Origin of the sequence: Marinobacter shunpengi, from assembly GCF_045449695.1 — a bacterium.
Classification (GTDB): domain Bacteria; phylum Pseudomonadota; class Gammaproteobacteria; order Pseudomonadales; family Oleiphilaceae; genus Marinobacter.
This window is the reverse complement of record NZ_JBJJKZ010000011.1, coordinates 1-15,396: the sequence shown is the minus strand read 5'-3', so window position 1 is coordinate 15,396 and position 15,396 is coordinate 1. Positions and strand designations below refer to the sequence as shown.

Sequence of the window (15,396 nt, the reverse complement as noted above, 5' to 3'; positions counted from 1 at the left end):
CGACAGATTGATTCCGCAAACATGAAAAAAGCCGGGCTGATGTTACCAGACCCGGCTTTTTTGTGCCCATAAGCAGCGACATGTCACATCCGGTTAAGCCACTCGGGGGGCTCCTCTTCCTCCGGCTGCTCACCAGCAACCCCCTCCTTCGGCGGCACGACCATATCCGTGCGGGTAACGCCAAGGGCTACCAGCAGGTTCGCCGACACGTAGATGGACGAGTAGGTACCCACAATGACACCGATCGCCAGGGTGATGGCAAAGTTGTTGATGGCTGCCCCGCCCAGGAAATACAGGGCCATGAGCACCAGCAAGGTGGTCAACGAGGTATTGATGGTCCGGTTGATGGTTTCGTGGATTGACCGGTTCACGGTTTCCTCGGGGTCATCAATCCGCAGCTTACGGAAATTCTCCCGGATACGGTCCATGATCACGATGGTATCGTTCAGGGAGTAACCGATAACCGCCAGCAACGCAGCCAGCACCGTCAGGTCGAAGGTCCACTGGAACAGCGCGAACAGGCCCAGCACGATAATCACGTCGTGGGCCAGCGGAATCACCGAGGCAATACCGAATTTGAACTGGAAGCGCATACCCACGTAGATGAGCACCACCGCCAGGGCCAGTAACATACCCAGGCCACTGTTCTCCTTCAGTTCGTCCCCCACCTGGGAGCCAACGAATTCCGAACTGACCAGTGTGACGTTGCTGTCGGTCCGCTCCTGGATGTCCGCCAGGATACGCAGACCGAGCTCGTCGTCCCCTGCCTCCTGCATCCGGATCAGCACCAGGGTGTCGGAACCAAAATTCTGCACCACGTAGTCGGTGTAACCGGCATCGGACAGGGCGGAGCGGACATCATCCAGCTCCGGCGCCTGGGCGTATTCCAGCTCCACCGAGGTACCGCCGGTGAAATCCAGGCCGAAGTTCAGGCCCCGCACACCCAGCAGCACTGCAGACGCGATAACCAGCAGTATGGAGACTGTCGCAAATACCTTGCGCAGGCTCATGAAATCGAACTTATCGGTACGGGTATCAGACATTGGCCAGTTTGCCTCCGATCGAGAGCTTTTCGACCTTCCGGCCTCCGTGAAGTACATTGATCATCGCCCGGCTCACCACCAGCGCGGTAAACAGCGAGGTGACGATGCCGATGCTCAGGGTCACCGCGAAGCCCTTGACCGGGCCGGAGCCCATGGCGAACAGGATAATGGCTACCAGGAAGGTGGTGATGTTGGCATCCACGATGGACACGAACGCGCGGGAGTAGCCGGCATTGATGGCCAACTGGGGCGCGACGCCCTCCCTCAGCTCTTCCCGTATTCGCTCGAAGATCAGCACATTGGCGTCCACCGCCATACCCACGGTCAGCACGATACCGGCGATGCCGGGCAGTGTCAGGGTGGCCGAGATGATCGACATGCATGCCAGCAGCAGCATCAGGTTCAGGGTCAGCGCCACATTCGCCACCAGCCCGAACAGGCGGTAGAACACCGCCATGAACACCAGCACCAGGATAAAGCCGACCACCACCGACATGAACCCGGCGTCGATGTTCTGCTGCCCCAGGCTGGGGCCGATGGTGCGTTCCTGCACGAAGTACATGGGCGCCGCCAGGGCACCGGCCCTCAGCAACAGGGCCAGCTCCGAGGCCTCATGGATGGAATCCAGGCCAGTGATACGGAAGCTGGCCCCCAGCGTGGACTGGATGGTCGCCAGGGAGATGATGCTGCGCTCTTCCACACGCTCTTCCGTGGTGACCACCTCGCCGCCCACAACCTCCTGCTCGGTTTCAGTACGGAACTCAATGAACAGCACCGCCATGCTGCGCTGGACGGCATTGCGGGTGGTACGTGTCATCAGGTCTCCACCAACACCGTCGAGGGTGATGTTGACCTGGGGCATACCGTTCTCGTCAAAACCCTGACTGGCATTGGCCACATTCTCACCGGTGACGATCACATCACGTTCCAGGCGGGCGGTCCGGCCCGGCTCGTCACGGAAGGGATAGGTTTCGGTGGCGGACGCCGGTGCGTCCTGCCGCGCCGCCAGCCGGAATTCCAGGTTGGCGGTGGCACCCAGCACCCGTTTGGCCTGGGCGGTATCCTGAACCCCGGGCAGCTCCACGATAATACGGTCGGCGCCCTGGCGCTGGACCAGCGGCTCCGCCACACCCAGCTCGTTGACCCGGTTGCGGATGGTGGTCAGGTTCTGCTCGATGGCATAGTCCTGAATCTGCTGGACCTCCTGCTCGGAGAGGCTCAGGTCCAGCAGGTACTCATCGCCTTCGGTACGCTCATCCAGCAGGAACTCGTTATAGTTACCCCGGACCAGATCAAAGGCCTCCTCCCGATCCGCTTCATTTCGGAAGGAGAGCTGGATACGGTTGTCGTCGGACACCTCGCCGCCGCGATAACGGATACGCTCCTCGCGCAGCTCCCGCTTGATCTGGCTTGCCGTGGCCTCCAGTCGCTGGGTAACCGCCGTCTCCATATCCACCTCCAACAGGAAGTGAACACCGCCACGGAGGTCCAGACCCAGTTTCATCGGCCCTGCCCCCACGGCCTTGAGCCAGTCCGGCGTGGACTCGGCCATATTGAGGGCAACCAGGTAGTCATCACCCAGGGCCTGCTGAACAATCGGCCGCGCCTGAAGCTGGTCATCGGAACTGTTGACGCGAATCAGCGCACTGCGCTCTTCCCGATCAACCCCCTTGATGGCAATTCCTGCCTCCTCAAGGGCGCCGGTTGCCCGCTCCACGGTGGCCTGACTGATCTCGGTGCCACTGCGGGCGCCGGTAATCTGGATCGCGTAGTCATCGGGGAAAACGTTCGGCAAGGCGTAGACAAACCCGATCGCCAGCACGACCAGGATCAGCAGATTTTTCCAAAGCGGATACTTGTTCAGCATAGGAGCCCTTTCTTGACCGCCTTCGGGCCGCCTGCACGGCGGCCTCCCTGGTCAGTAAGTTCAGATGTCTTTCAGAGTGCCTTTGGGCAGGGCCGCGCCAACGGCAACCTTCTGGATTTTCACTTCCACATTGTCGGCAACTTCCAGCACGATAAAGTCATCAGTCACGCGGGAGATCCGACCGGCCATGCCACCGGAGGTCACAATTTCGTCGCCCTTGTTAAGGCCGGACATCAGCGCCTTGTGCTCCTTGGCACGCTTGGACTGGGGGCGCCAGATCAGCAGGTAGAAAATAAGGATGAAACCGCCAAAGAAGATGACCTGGCCCATCACACCCATGCCCTGACCGGCGTCCTGGGCAAGGGCGACGCCAGGTGTGGCGGCGGCCAGAAGGGTGGCCAACATGGCTTTTACTGCTTTCATAGGATGTCTCCGTCAATAAAGTGTTGTTCAGGAAAAACGGTCGCCGGGACCCGGTTCATGCCAGAGGCGGTACCGGCTGGCCCCTCTTGGCGTAGAAGGATTCCACAAAGTCGGACAATGTACCTGCTTCAATAGCCCCACGCAATCCAGCCATCAGCTTCTGGTAGTGATGAAGGTTGTGGATGGTGTTCAACTGAGAGCCAAGCATTTCACCACACTTATCAAGATGATGTAGATAACTTCTCGAAAAGTGTGAACAGGTGTAGCAATCACATTCCGCATCCAGGGGGCCGGTGTCATGACGGTTGCCGGCGTTACGGATCTTGACGATACCAGTGGATGTGAACAGGTAGCCATTACGGGCGTTGCGGGTGGGCATGACGCAATCGAACATGTCCACACCACGGCGCACCGCCTCGACGATATCCTCCGGGCGCCCTACCCCCATCAGGTAGCGGGGCCGGTTTTCCGGCATCCGTACGGGCAGGTAATCCAGTACCGCCAGCATGTCCTCCTTGGGCTCGCCAACGGACAGGCCGCCAATGGCATAGCCGTCGAAACCGATATCCATCAGGCCGTCCAGGGACTGCTGGCGCAGATCGTTGTACATGCCCCCCTGGATAATACCAAACAGGGCCGACGGACTGTCACCGTGGGCGATTTTGCTGCGGGCAGCCCAGCGCAGGGACATCTCCATGGACTCCCGGGCCTGCTTCTCAGTGGCGGGATACGGCGTGCACTCGTCAAAGATCATCACGATATCCGAGCCCAGGTCCCGCTGCACCCGCATCGCAATCTCGGGATTCAGTTCCACCACCGATCCGTCCACCGGCGAGCGGAAGCTGACCCCTTCCTCGGTGATCTTGCGCATTTCCCCGAGACTGAACACCTGGAAACCACCGGAGTCCGTCAGGATCGGGCCCTGCCACTGGGTGAAATCATGCAGGTCACCGTGGGCGCGGATCACTTCGGTACCCGGGCGCAGCATCAGGTGAAAGGTGTTGCCCAGGATGATCTGGGCGCCGGTGGCCTCGATATCCCGGGGCGTCATACCCTTGACCGTGCCATAGGTACCCACGGGCATGAAGGCCGGGGTTTCCACCACCCCGCGGGGGAAGGTCAGGCGACCACGGCGGGCCTTGCCGTCCTCTCCCAGCTTCTCGAAAGACATGAAACAGTGATCAGACATGACTGGCTCCTGGGTCGGCCAACGCGCCCAGGCTGGGCTCCTGACCGGTAATGAACATGGCATCGCCATAGCTGAAGAAACGGTAGCGCTCGGCCACCGCCTCCCGGTAGGCGGCCATGGTGTTGTGGTAGCCGGCAAAGGCGCTCACCAGCATGATCAGGGTGGATTCCGGCAGGTGGAAATTGGTGATCATGGCGTCCACCGTCTGGAATCGGTACCCCGGCGTGATAAAGATATCCGTCTCCCCCCGCATGGGCCGGACCACACCGCCGCGGCTGGCGGACTCCAGGGACCGTACCGATGTGGTTCCTACGGCAATTACACGTCCTCCCCTGGCCCGGGTCCGGCGGATGGCATCCACCGTGGCCTCGGGTACCGTGGCCACTTCACTGTGCATGACATGGTCTTCCACCCGATCCACCCGTACCGGCTGGAAGGTGCCGGCGCCCACATGGAGGGTGACAAAGGCGGTTTCCACACCCCGCTCGGCAAGACGATCAAAGACCGGCTGGTCAAAATGAAGTCCGGCGGTGGGTGCCGCAACTGCACCGGCCTCGCGGGCGTAGACGGTCTGGTAGCGCTCCCGGTCCGCACCCTCGTCCGGCCGGTCAACATAAGGGGGCAGCGGCATGTGACCAGCCCTTTCCAGAAGCTCGAGAATCGGCCCGCCATTCGCTGTTTTCAGGCGGAACAGCGCCTCTTCCCGGTCCAGCATAACCAGTTGTGAGCCGTCCTCCAGAAGCACCGCCTGACCGGGTTTAAGGGCCTTTGAAGCCCGCACATGGGCCAGCACCGTGTCATCGGCCACCACCCGTTCCACCAGCACTTCCAGCTTGCCGCCGGTTTCCTTGGTGCCAAACAGGCGGGCGGGAATCACCCGGGTGTCGTTGAACACCAGCAGGTCGTCGGGTTCCAGCAGCTCCGGCAGCTCCCGGAACTGCCGATGCGCCACCGCCCCGGACACGCCGTCCAGCGACAGCATTCGCGAGGCACTGCGCTCGGCCATGGGATACCGGGCGATCAGCTCGTCGGGCAGGTCGAAATGGAAATCGGAAACGTTCATGGACAGGACTGCGTCATGGCCCCTTGGGGGCGATCGTCGGAAAGCGTTGTGGAAAGCGCGGATTATACAGTCTCGGGATCAGGGGTCCAATTCATGGGGCGCTGAGATGGTAGGACGTGTACGAAAAAAGGACCGACATCCAACGATGCCGGTCCCGGGATAGGACAGGAATACCCGGAATCAACCGTTCTCCGGGACCCAGACACTCCCCGCGTCACAGGTATCAAAACCCTGTGAGTCACTGTCGTTCAAGGTCACCAGTACCGCATCGCCGGTGCCGGTGCTCAGGCCGAACCTGACTTCCACAGAGCCATCGGCCTCCAGTCTCACGGCGCCTTCAGCAGGACAGGTCGTATTGATATTCCCCGCCACCGCTACCGGTGTCGACACCGTCAGATAACCATCGATAGCAGAGCTGACCAGAGTAGCCGCCATTTCCATGACGAAACTGTCTCCGTCCACGCTTACCGCAATCCTGGTATCCTCCAGGGCGACGTAGTCGTCCTCGAGCAGGTATTCCAGTCGATCGGTGGCGACCGTCAACGAACCCGCATCGCTCCCCGTCTGAACCATACGCGCTGTTTCCTGGCCCTGAATGCTAACGGGCCCCCCGGTATCAAGGTTCTCGCCACGAATGCTGTACTGGATCACTATCGTCTGGTCGGTGTCGTTGCCACTGACATCCTGTGAATAGCTTCCATCCAGCAGGAGATTGGGAATACTGGTGGTGCTCAGCTCGCAGTTATCGAAGACCACCCGGGTACTGCTGTCGCTGGTGGTAACATCAACCGTACCCCCCTCGTTTTCGCACGATTCTGTCGCGGCTTCCCGCACCACCGGATCACCAACGGACAAAGTCCCGGCCACACCCAGCGTACTCTCGACCTCACTCACCAGTTGATCGATCTTCCCGGTGTCCTCGTAGGCCTGGGCCGCCGCCTCATAGTCTGTCTGGGTGCGGATCTGGGCCTGGCGCTCTCCATAACCGTCCGGATCGAGCTGTAGCTGTGATGAGCTGTCGCCACCGCCACTATCACTACTGCCACCTCCACCGCCGCCCCCACAGGCGCCAAGCAATACCGTGGTGGCAACGACGGCTGCCAGACCCGACTTCGAAAACTGCTTTTCCATGGTCTTCTCCCTGTTTGATTACATCCGCCATCCGGCGACTTTTCCGTGGGAAAATACTCCCACCAAGCAAGACCCGGTGTGGTCTTGCAGATTTCCACTAGTCGGGTCGAGTACACGATTCCCTGTTAGCGGAGCATCCTTAACAACTTGTAACCCGATGATAAAGTATTGGATCGACAGCGGAATGCAAGACTGCATCGGTGACTGAAAGCAAGAATGGGAGCCAGGTCACTTCAAGAGGAAACGAACCAGAGAGGGCAATAACAGGATTCAAGGGAGGTGGTAGCGGCGGGCGGACTCGAACCGCCACGGGTTTTACCCCAACGGATTTTGAATCCGTCGTGTCTACCAATTTCACCACGCCGCCAAAAGAATGCCTCCCGAGGCCGGGAGGAGCCAGGGATTATAATGACGAGCCGCCTGAAAGCAACCGCCGTGGCCGCCGGTTTCCTTACAGGCGGTCAAACAGCGATAGCTGCGAGGTCTGTGCAAAGGACTGCTGGGCCGCCTGTAGCACAAAGCTCTGGAACGACAGGTTGCTGATCGCCTCGGCGTAGTCAACATCCTGTAGCTGGGAACGGATATCCTTGGCGTACAGTGAGGCATTGTCCAGGAACTCGCCGGTAGACTCGAGCTGGTTAAGCCGACCGCCAATCTCTGTCTGGGTTTTCAGGATGTTGTCCTGGGCACTATCCAGGTTGGTCAGCGAGTCGGCCACCATCTGGTCGTAGGCGGCCTGGGAACTGAGGAAGCGGGCCGTATTGGAGGCGCCAGCATCCACGGCACCAGCAGTAATGCCAATATCATCGAAACGTGCACCGGCTATCTGCAGGTCACCGCTCCAGCCGGAGGCATCAATGCTGACTTCGTCTGACGACGACAGGATCTTCAGTTCCCCACCCTCGACCCTGGCTTCCACCCCCGCCAACGCTTCGTCACCGCTGTTGTTGATGGCGTTCGCCAGGTCATCGAGGGTATCCCCGGCGCTGAAATCCAGGGCCACGCCGTTGACCGTCAGGGTATCGGTGGCGGGAGCCACCGCCGCCGGAGAGAAGCTGGAGACAGTGGCGGCTTCAGGTTGCTTGTTCAGGTTGTTGAGGCCATAGATCAGTTTCTCGATGGAACCGAATACGGACTGTTTATCGCTGGTATTGACCTCGAACTGGTCTCCCGCCGAGGCACCGGTGATTTCAAACTGCATGCCCTCGAACTGGATACTCTCGCCGCTGGTGTAGGTGCCGGTGGCCAGGTCCTTGGAGGTGTCGGAAAAGTCGTAACCGTCCTTGTCCTGGATCACGTACTCGTCCGGCGTCCCGGCCCGGATGCCCACGACAATATCCGTAGGTGAGAACGAGGACACCAGTTCCGGGTCAAGGACTGCCCCGGTGCTGATACGGGCACCGGAGGAATTGTCCGGATGGGATTCTGTGAAGAAGGTTGGACCCGCACTGGGAATATTGACGAAGAGATCCTTGCCGTGGTCACTGATGGCCACGTTCACACCGTCATCGATTTCCAGGTTACGTTGCCCCTCGTCCCCCTGGTAGACCCACTTGCCGTCAACGCTCTTGGCGAAGGCCGGAGACTCCCCCTGGAAACCGCTGAAGATGTATGAACCGGAACTGTCCTGGGTGTTTGCCTGGGCGGCCAGTTCTTCCAGGCGCTGTTCCAGTTCAGCGGAGAGGGACTGGCGGTCCTGGGCCGACAGCGAGCCGTTACCCGCCTGGACAGTCAACTCCCGCACCCGCTGGATAATATCAATCATGCTGCTCAGGGAGCTCTCTTCCTGCTGCAGCCGGTTCTCCGCCAGGCCCACATTGCGCTGGTAGGTCTCGATGCGCCCCACTTCCTGGTCCAGCTTCAGGATACGGGCAGCGGCCACCGGGTCGTCGGACGGGTTGTTGACCCGCTTGCCGGTGGAGATCTGCTCCTGGGTCTGATTCAGGTTGACATTCAGGTCCTGCAGGCGGCTGACGCCACCGGAAAAGATCTGCTGTGAAGATATTCTGATCATCTCAAATCACCTCAACCGGCCTATCGGAAGGTGGTAAGCAGGGTGGCAAACAGCTCCTGGGCCACCCCCATCACCTTGGCAGACGCATTGTAGGCAGCCTGGTACTGGATCAGGCGCCCCGCCTCTTCGTCCAGGTTGACGCCGGACACGGATTCCCGCTGGTTGGTGGATTGCTCCAGCAGGGTCTTGCCGGACTCGCTGTCGAGCTGCGCCTGCCGGGTTTTCACCCCCACCTGCTCCACCAGGCCGGCATAGCCCTCGGTAAAGCTCTGGGAGCCACCATTCATGGTGTTCTTGGTGGCCAGCCCGGCCATGATCTCGGCGTTACGGTTGTCTGACGAACCGTCGGTGTTGTAGCCAATGGAGAAACTGTCTCCGGCCTGGGGGTTGCCGCTGATCTCGAACTGGAATCCCCGGTAGTTCGGGTCCGAGGGATCCTCGGTAAACAGCTTGTTGCTGATGCCGGACTGGTAGGTGCCGGTCTCGAGCACATTGCCGTCCGGGTCCCGGATCTCGTACTGATCGTCTGCGGTGAAGTACACCTCCAGGGGCGGATTCAGCTCACCCTTGACGGAGAACTCCGATAGCGGCGCATTGGTATTCGGGTTGCGGACATCGAACATGACGCCCTGGTTGATGGTGGCGTCGCCACTGTTACCACTGTCGGCCTCGGCACGCACCGGGCTGGCAAAGGCCAGATCCTCTTCCCGTTCCACTTCCAGGGAAATATTGGCGGCTTCCATACGGGTGGGCTGGATCAGGAACCGGTCGCCCTCGCTGAAGGTGCCGTCTTCCAAACGGACATTGAAGCCCGGCATGTTGATTTCCGCAGGCAGGTCCGCCGGCAGTCGTCCCTGGTTGACCACCTTGCCGGTTTCCTCATCCACCAGTTCGTAGCTGCGACCGTCTTCACTGGTAATGTTCAACGCCCAGGAGCCTGCCGGCAGACTGGAGGTATCGGTAATATCCACCGCCACCACACCGTCCCCGGGCGGCGCGTTATTGCCGCTGGCCACGACCCGGGCCAGCTGCTTTTCCCGGGAATTGATCTCGCTGAAGAACAACCCGCCAAGGTCGCCCTCCAGGTCCATACCGATCTGGTGCTGGTGGTTCATGGTGTCCTGCAGGGCAACGGCCACCCGGCCCAGCTCGTCGAACGCCGGCATCAGGGCTTCGCTCTCGAAACGCCTCAACCCGCCCAGCTTGCCACCGGTAATCTGTTCGTCGATGACCTGGGTACGATTGCCGTCGGAGAGGGTGAATTCGAGCCGTGAGGGATCATCCGCGTTACGGCGAGTGCCCAACTGGACGGCATCCGAGCCCACCACCAGGGCCTGGCCATTGGCCAGGGAGACGTTCACCTGACCAGCGCCGGAGTCCGACACCCGTACATTGACGATTTCGGACAGTTTCCGGATCGCCTCGTCCCGTTTGTCGAGCAGATCATTGGGCGGGTTACCCTGTGCCAGTCCCGGCGACTCCGAAATCGCCAGGTTCAGCTCGGCAATGTTCTTGATCAGGGTGTTGGCATCCGCCACGTTCTCGGTCATCTGGGTCTTGACCAGCTCCCGCTGCTGGATGAATTCCTGCTGCAGGGCCTGGAAGCGGTTCACCACGCTCTGGGCTTCACTGAGCACCAACTGACGCTGGGGCAGCGAGCCTGGATCTTCCGCCGCATTCTGCATGGCCGCGAAGAAGTTGTTCAGGGACTGGGACAGCCCCGTGTCTTCGCCGCCGAGCAGGTCATCAAGACGGGACAGCTCGTTGCGCAGGGTCTCCTGCTCGTTGTACAGGGAGGTGTCCGAGCGCACCTGGTCCACCAGGTACTTGTCCGCCAGCCGGCGGATATTGGCGATGTCGACCCCGGTCCCCACATATCCGTTGGTGGTATAGCGGCTGCTGCTGGACTCGAACTGGACTTCCTGGCGGCTGTAACCCGGCGTATTGGCATTGCTAATATTATTGCCGGTGGTGTTGAGGGCGTTCTGGTGCCCCAGCACCCCACTCAGGCCAATGTTGATCAGACCTGCCATGGCGATTACTCCTCAGAAACCCGGGACAGGGTTTGGAAACGGTCCAGGGCAGCCTCGAACGGCTCCCCCTCCATGATGTTACGAATCTTGCGCCCGTAGGCCGGGTCGGTGGCGTAACCGGCTTCCTGCAGTCGCTCGGCGAAGACCTCCGGCTGGTCGGCCACTTCCCACACATCCCGGTAACGGGGATTGTCCTGCAGGAAGGTCACGTAATCCCGGAAGCTCTCCCGGTAATCCGGATAGCGACGGAAATCCGCCCGCTCCTTCATGGCCACGCCCTCGCGGAACTCGGTGGTGGCGATATTCACCGACTCACCCTGCCAGCGGCTGTCCGCCTTGATACCGAACAGGTTGAAGCTGTGGCTGCCGTCATTTCCGCGGATCATGTGCCGGCCCCAGCCGGTTTCCAGAGCGGCCTGGGCCACCATCAGGCGGGGATCAATGCCGGACTCTTCCGCCACATCCTCCGCCAGCGGCAGCAGGGTACGAACGAAGTGTTCCGGGCTGTCGAACCGTTCCGGCATGGCAGCGGTGTCTTCCACCGGAGCAGTACCGGTGACACCTGCCGTCGGTGCCTCGTTGTCACCGGATTCCCCGGACTCCGCCAGCGCCTTCACCTCGTCCACCCGTTCAGGCAGTTTCGGCGACAGCGGCGGCATGCTGCGGTCGTAATCCGCCAGGGTCCGGCGGGCACCGGCCAGGGCATCGCCCTCCCCGTCCATACCGGGAATCTGGCGGCTCAGTTGGCGCACCAGCGCCTCGCTCAGCCCCATCCCCTGACCTCGACTCATGGAAAGGCTGAGCTGGCTGTCGAACATATCCTGGTAGAAGTCGGACTCGTTGCTGTTCAGGTAGTTACCCTCGGCCAGTACATCATTCACGGAGCGCATGCTCTTGAGCATCTCGGACAGGAACAGGCTTTCGAACTGACGTGCGACTTCCTCAAGGGCGGCCTTGCGGTCGGTCTTCGCCTGGGCCTTGAGGGCGTTCAGGCCGTCGAATTCGGTGTAGTACTGTGCCTGGTCCATTCCGGAACTCTGCATGGCGTCACCTAGATAACAATCAGCTCGGCCCGGAGGGCGCCAGCCTGCTTGAGGGCTTCCAGTACTGCCATCACATCACCGGGGGCGGCGCCCACCTGGTTGACCGCCTGCACGATCTCGTTGAGGGTGGTGGCGGGTCCGAACTGGAACATCCGCGCCGGATCCTCGGTCACGGCAATCTGGGAGTTCTGGGTGACCACGGTTTCACCCTGGGCAAACGGGTTGGGCTGGTCCACCTCCGGATTCTCCTGGATGGTGACGGTCAGGTTGCCATGGGTAACCGCCGCCGGGCTGACCTGTACGTTCTGCCCCACCACAATCGTGCCGGTACGGCTGTTGATGACCACCTTGGCGGCCTCCTCCGCCGGGTCCACCTCCATGTTCTCCAGGATCGACAGGAAGCTCACGCGCTGGGACGGATCCCGCGGCGCCTTCACGGACACGGACGTGGCATCGTGGGCATAGGCCATGCCCTCTCCCAACTCACCGTTGATGGTTTCCACTACCCGGCGGGCGGTAGTGAAATCCGCCCGCAGCAGGTTCAGGGTGATGGTATCGCCCTCGGTGAACGGGCTATTCACCTCACGCTCGATGGTCGCACCGTTGGGAATCCGCCCCACACTGGGTACGTTGACGGTGATACGGGAACCATCCTGCCCCTGGGCGCCAAAGCCGCCCACCACCAGGCTGCCCTGGGCCATGGCGTAGACCTGATCGTCCACGCCTTTGAGCGGCGTCATCAGGAGCGTGCCGCCCCTCAGGCTGTCCGCGTTACCCAGTGAGGACACCGTGATATCCAGCGCCTGGCCGTTCTTGGCGAACGGTGGCAGGGTGGCGTGCACGCTGACCGCAGCCACGTTGTCGGCACTGGGGTTAACCCCCTCGGGAATGGTGATGCCGAAGCGGTTCATCATGTTGCGATAAGTCTGGTCGGTGGCCGGGCTCGAGTCACCGGTGCCATCGAGGCCCACCACCAGGCCGTAGCCCACCAGTTGGTTGTCCCGAACACCCTGTACGCGGGTAAGGTCCTTCAGGCGGTCAGCCATCACCGGGCCGGCAGCCATCAGCAGGCCAAGTCCGAATACCATTGCTCTTGCGACAGTCACAGCGGCCACCATTCACTGTTGAAGAATCGGGTCAGCCATCCAGGCTGGTTAGCCTGGTCAAAGTCGCCTGTGCCCCCATAGGCGAAACGGGCATCGGCTATACGCTGGGACGACACCGTGTTGTCCGGGGAAATGTCCTCCGGGCGCACCAGGCCAGTCAGGCGGATATACTCGTCGCCATTGGTCAGCGACAGCCATTTCTCACCGCGGATATGAAGGACGCCATTGGGCAGCACTTCGATCACGGTTACCGTGATGCTGCCGGCCAGGCTGTTGCTCTGGTCCGCTTCCGCCTCACCCTCGAAATCCCGTTCCATGTTGGCGCTGCCACCGAGTTTGTCGAAGGTGCGACCAAAGAAGCTCGGTGTCCCCATTCCAATCTCATTATCCTTGGTGATGCTGCTTTCGGCGCTCTTGCTGGCGGTGGTGGACTCCTGCAGCGTCACGGTCAGTATGTCCCCCACATTCAGGGCGGTGCTGTCACCGTAGAGGCTATAGTTCCGGGACTTGCGATAGATGCCCCCGGTGTGCTCATCCTGCGCGGTCATCGACGGCGCACGAACGGGCGCATAGGCCGGATCATTGGGTTTCGGACGCTCCCTCGTCATGGACTGGCAGCCTTGCAGCAGTGCCAGGCCGCACACCAGCGCCAGGGTGAACCCCCGGCGGTGGAGTGTGGCAGGACGTGTGGGGTTGAGGCGCATCATGGCAGTCACCTTGCTGACCGTTTAACCGATATTGTTGGTGATGAACTGGAGCATCTGGTCGGATGCGGACACCACCTTGGAGTTCATCTCGTAGGCGCGCTGGGTGGTGATCATGTTCACCATTTCCTCGACCACCTCGACGTTGGAGGCCTCTGTCGAGCCCTGCTCGATGGTGCCGAAGCCGCCTATGCCGGCCTCACCTTCCTGGGGATCACCACTGGCGGCGGTTTCCCGGAACAGGTTATTCCCCATCGCCTGCAGACCCTGGGGATTGATGAAGTCCACCAGCGGGATCTCGCCCAGGTTCACCGGGTCAGCCTGGTTCTCAACCATCGCTGACACGGTGCCGTCCTTGCCGATGGTGACGCTGGTGGCGTTCTCGGGAATGTTGATGTTGGGCTCAAGCAGGTAGCCGTCCGGTGTCACCATGTCCCCATCGGAGTTGAGCTGGAACTGGCCATCCCGGGTATAGGCAACCTCACCGTCGGGCATCTGGATTTGAAAGAATCCGCGGCCGTTGACGGCGACATCCAGCGGCTGCTCGGTCACCTGCAGGTTGCCCTGGGTAAACTGCTTGGTGGTGCCCACCACACGGACCCCCGTACCCAGTTGCAGGCCGGACGGTAGTTCGGCGTTCTGGGTGTTGAGACCACCTGGCTGGCGTTCAATCTGGTACAGCAGGTCCTGGAACACCGCCCGGTCTTTCTTGAAACCGGTGGTATTCACGTTCGCCAGGTTGTTGGAGATGGTGGTCATCTTCGTGTCCTGGGCGCTGAGGCCGGTCTTACTGACCCAAAGTGCTGGATGCATGTCTGGACTCCTCTATGGCTGCCACCCAGCGGCGAGGTTTTGCCGCTTTCCGGGTGGTCAGGCCGGTAATCGTGTCGTTATCAGAGGTTTTGCAACAGTCGTGCCGTTGACTCGGCGTTCTGATCGGCGCGCTGCATAACCTTCACCTGCATTTCGAACTGCCGTGACAGCTCCAGGTTGGCAATCATTTCCTCGACGGCGTTGACGTTGGAGCTCTCCAGGTAGCCGGACACCACCCGGGCGTCGGCATCGGGGGCTTCCGGGCCATCCAGCGCCTCACCGGGCTTGCGGCGGATAAAACCGTCATCGCCTTTCATAAGGGCGTCCTGGGGCGGGTTGACCAACTTCAGCCGGTCCACTTCCACCAACTGGTCCGCCGGGCCGCCAACGGGCTTGATGGAGATGGTGCCGTCAGCCCCGACCAGCAGCCGTTCGTATGGCGGCAGCGCCACGGGCCCGCCATTGCCGAGGACCGGTTCACCGGAAGTAAGACGAACGATGCCGTTCACGTCCACCTGGAGGCTGCCGGAGCGCGTCAGCACTTCCTCACCCTGCTGGTTCTGGACTGCGAGCCAGCCTTCACCTTTAACGGCCACGTCAAGGTCGCGGCCGGTCTGCTGCAGCGACCCCGGCGCAAAATCGGTGCCGGGCCTTTCGGTCATGGCGTAGGCCCGCGTCGGATGGTGTTCGCCGAACACGGGCATGCTGCGAGCCTGGGCAAAGTCTTTCTTGAAGCCGGTGGTGTTGACGTTGGCAAGGTTGTTGGCGTGTGCCTGCTGGGCCAGCATGTTCTGTTTGGCACCGGACATACCGATGTAGAGGGACTTGTCCATGGGAAAACTCCTGCCGGATATCTGACGTTTTTACGTCGTTTTCGGGGTTCTTGCAGGAGTTGTGCCAGATGCATGGCCAAGCTTTGTTTTCAGGTAGGCATTCTGGTTGCGGGGGCTGGAGCCGGGGCACGGGA

Annotated in this window: 13 protein-coding genes and 1 tRNA gene; all 14 read right to left on the bottom strand. The window is 61.1% G+C overall.

Translation table 11 applies throughout. The annotated features are described in order from the left end of the window. Positions 1-83 precede the first annotated feature (83 nt). Entirely contained in the window at positions 84-1,043 is a 960-nt protein-coding gene (gene secF / locus ACJO2E_RS06450; protein ID WP_406962956.1) for a protein translocase subunit SecF, read from the bottom strand. Beyond that, positions 1,036-2,910: a protein translocase subunit SecD gene (gene secD, locus ACJO2E_RS06445; protein ID WP_406962954.1), complete on the bottom strand. Its 1,875-nt coding sequence runs from the start codon at positions 2,908-2,910 to the stop codon at positions 1,036-1,038. Before secD ends, secF begins: the two co-directional genes overlap by 8 nt. 60 nt (positions 2,911-2,970) lie before the next feature. Further along, a complete protein-coding gene (gene yajC / locus ACJO2E_RS06440; protein ID WP_406962952.1) occupies positions 2,971-3,333 on the bottom strand; it encodes a preprotein translocase subunit YajC in 363 nt (120 codons plus the stop codon). A gap of 55 nt (positions 3,334-3,388) precedes the next feature. Further along, positions 3,389-4,504 (bottom strand): tRNA guanosine(34) transglycosylase Tgt, encoded by a 1,116-nt coding sequence (gene tgt / locus ACJO2E_RS06435; RefSeq protein WP_406963010.1) that lies wholly within the window; start codon positions 4,502-4,504, stop codon positions 3,389-3,391. A gap of 10 nt (positions 4,505-4,514) precedes the next feature. Next, the gene (queA, locus tag ACJO2E_RS06430; protein WP_406962950.1) at positions 4,515-5,585 is read right to left on the bottom strand and encodes a tRNA preQ1(34) S-adenosylmethionine ribosyltransferase-isomerase QueA; all 1,071 of its coding nucleotides are present in this window, start codon (positions 5,583-5,585) and stop codon (positions 4,515-4,517) included. A 180-nt stretch (positions 5,586-5,765) separates the two neighbouring features. Further along, positions 5,766-6,716 carry a hypothetical protein gene (locus tag ACJO2E_RS06425; RefSeq protein WP_406962948.1) on the bottom strand — a complete coding sequence of 317 codons (951 nt, stop codon included), beginning with the start codon at positions 6,714-6,716 and terminating at the stop codon, positions 5,766-5,768. A gap of 280 nt (positions 6,717-6,996) precedes the next feature. Continuing rightward, positions 6,997-7,083 (bottom strand) — tRNA-Leu (locus ACJO2E_RS06420). 84 nt (positions 7,084-7,167) lie between these two features. Further along, complete coding sequence (gene flgL / locus ACJO2E_RS06415) at positions 7,168-8,730, bottom strand: flagellar hook-associated protein FlgL (protein WP_406962946.1); 1,563 nt, start codon at positions 8,728-8,730, stop codon at positions 7,168-7,170. Positions 8,731-8,750: 20 nt separating this feature from the next. Continuing rightward, a complete protein-coding gene (gene flgK, locus ACJO2E_RS06410) occupies positions 8,751-10,763 on the bottom strand; it encodes a flagellar hook-associated protein FlgK (protein WP_406962944.1) in 2,013 nt (670 codons plus the stop codon). Positions 10,764-10,768: 5 nt separating this feature from the next. After that, positions 10,769-11,806 (bottom strand): flagellar assembly peptidoglycan hydrolase FlgJ, encoded by a 1,038-nt coding sequence (gene flgJ, locus ACJO2E_RS06405; protein ID WP_406962942.1) that lies wholly within the window; start codon positions 11,804-11,806, stop codon positions 10,769-10,771. 8 nt (positions 11,807-11,814) lie between these two features. Continuing rightward, positions 11,815-12,894 (bottom strand): flagellar basal body P-ring protein FlgI, encoded by a 1,080-nt coding sequence (locus tag ACJO2E_RS06400; protein ID WP_406963008.1) that lies wholly within the window; start codon positions 12,892-12,894, stop codon positions 11,815-11,817. Between the two features lie 14 nt (positions 12,895-12,908). Continuing rightward, positions 12,909-13,619: a flagellar basal body L-ring protein FlgH gene (gene flgH, locus ACJO2E_RS06395; protein ID WP_406962940.1), complete on the bottom strand. Its 711-nt coding sequence runs from the start codon at positions 13,617-13,619 to the stop codon at positions 12,909-12,911. Between the two features lie 21 nt (positions 13,620-13,640). Next, entirely contained in the window at positions 13,641-14,429 is a 789-nt protein-coding gene (gene flgG, locus ACJO2E_RS06390) for a flagellar basal-body rod protein FlgG (protein WP_406962938.1), read from the bottom strand. Between the two features lie 80 nt (positions 14,430-14,509). Next, complete coding sequence (locus ACJO2E_RS06385) at positions 14,510-15,262, bottom strand: flagellar basal body rod protein FlgF (protein ID WP_406962936.1); 753 nt, start codon at positions 15,260-15,262, stop codon at positions 14,510-14,512. Positions 15,263-15,396: the final 134 nt, after the last annotated feature.

Bases quoted from the DNA above. Each gene is read 5' to 3' on its own strand.
- tgt (WP_406963010.1), bottom strand. From the start codon at position 4,504: ATGTCTTTCGAGAAGCTGGGAGAGGACGGCAAGGCCCGCCGTGGTCGC.
- flgG (WP_406962938.1), bottom strand. From the start codon at position 14,429: ATGCATCCAGCACTTTGGGTCAGTAAGACCGGCCTCAGCGCCCAGGAC.
- ACJO2E_RS06385 (WP_406962936.1), bottom strand. From the start codon at position 15,262: ATGGACAAGTCCCTCTACATCGGTATGTCCGGTGCCAAACAGAACATG.
- secF (WP_406962956.1), bottom strand. From the start codon at position 1,043: ATGTCTGATACCCGTACCGATAAGTTCGATTTCATGAGCCTGCGCAAG.
- flgK (WP_406962944.1), bottom strand. From the start codon at position 10,763: ATGGCAGGTCTGATCAACATTGGCCTGAGTGGGGTGCTGGGGCACCAG.
- flgL (WP_406962946.1), bottom strand. From the start codon at position 8,730: ATGATCAGAATATCTTCACAGCAGATCTTTTCCGGTGGCGTCAGCCGC.
- queA (WP_406962950.1), bottom strand. From the start codon at position 5,585: ATGAACGTTTCCGATTTCCATTTCGACCTGCCCGACGAGCTGATCGCC.
- yajC (WP_406962952.1), bottom strand. From the start codon at position 3,333: ATGAAAGCAGTAAAAGCCATGTTGGCCACCCTTCTGGCCGCCGCCACA.
- flgH (WP_406962940.1), bottom strand. From the start codon at position 13,619: ATGATGCGCCTCAACCCCACACGTCCTGCCACACTCCACCGCCGGGGG.
- ACJO2E_RS06425 (WP_406962948.1), bottom strand. From the start codon at position 6,716: ATGGAAAAGCAGTTTTCGAAGTCGGGTCTGGCAGCCGTCGTTGCCACC.
- flgJ (WP_406962942.1), bottom strand. From the start codon at position 11,806: ATGCAGAGTTCCGGAATGGACCAGGCACAGTACTACACCGAATTCGAC.
- ACJO2E_RS06400 (WP_406963008.1), bottom strand. From the start codon at position 12,894: ATGGTATTCGGACTTGGCCTGCTGATGGCTGCCGGCCCGGTGATGGCT.
- secD (WP_406962954.1), bottom strand. From the start codon at position 2,910: ATGCTGAACAAGTATCCGCTTTGGAAAAATCTGCTGATCCTGGTCGTG.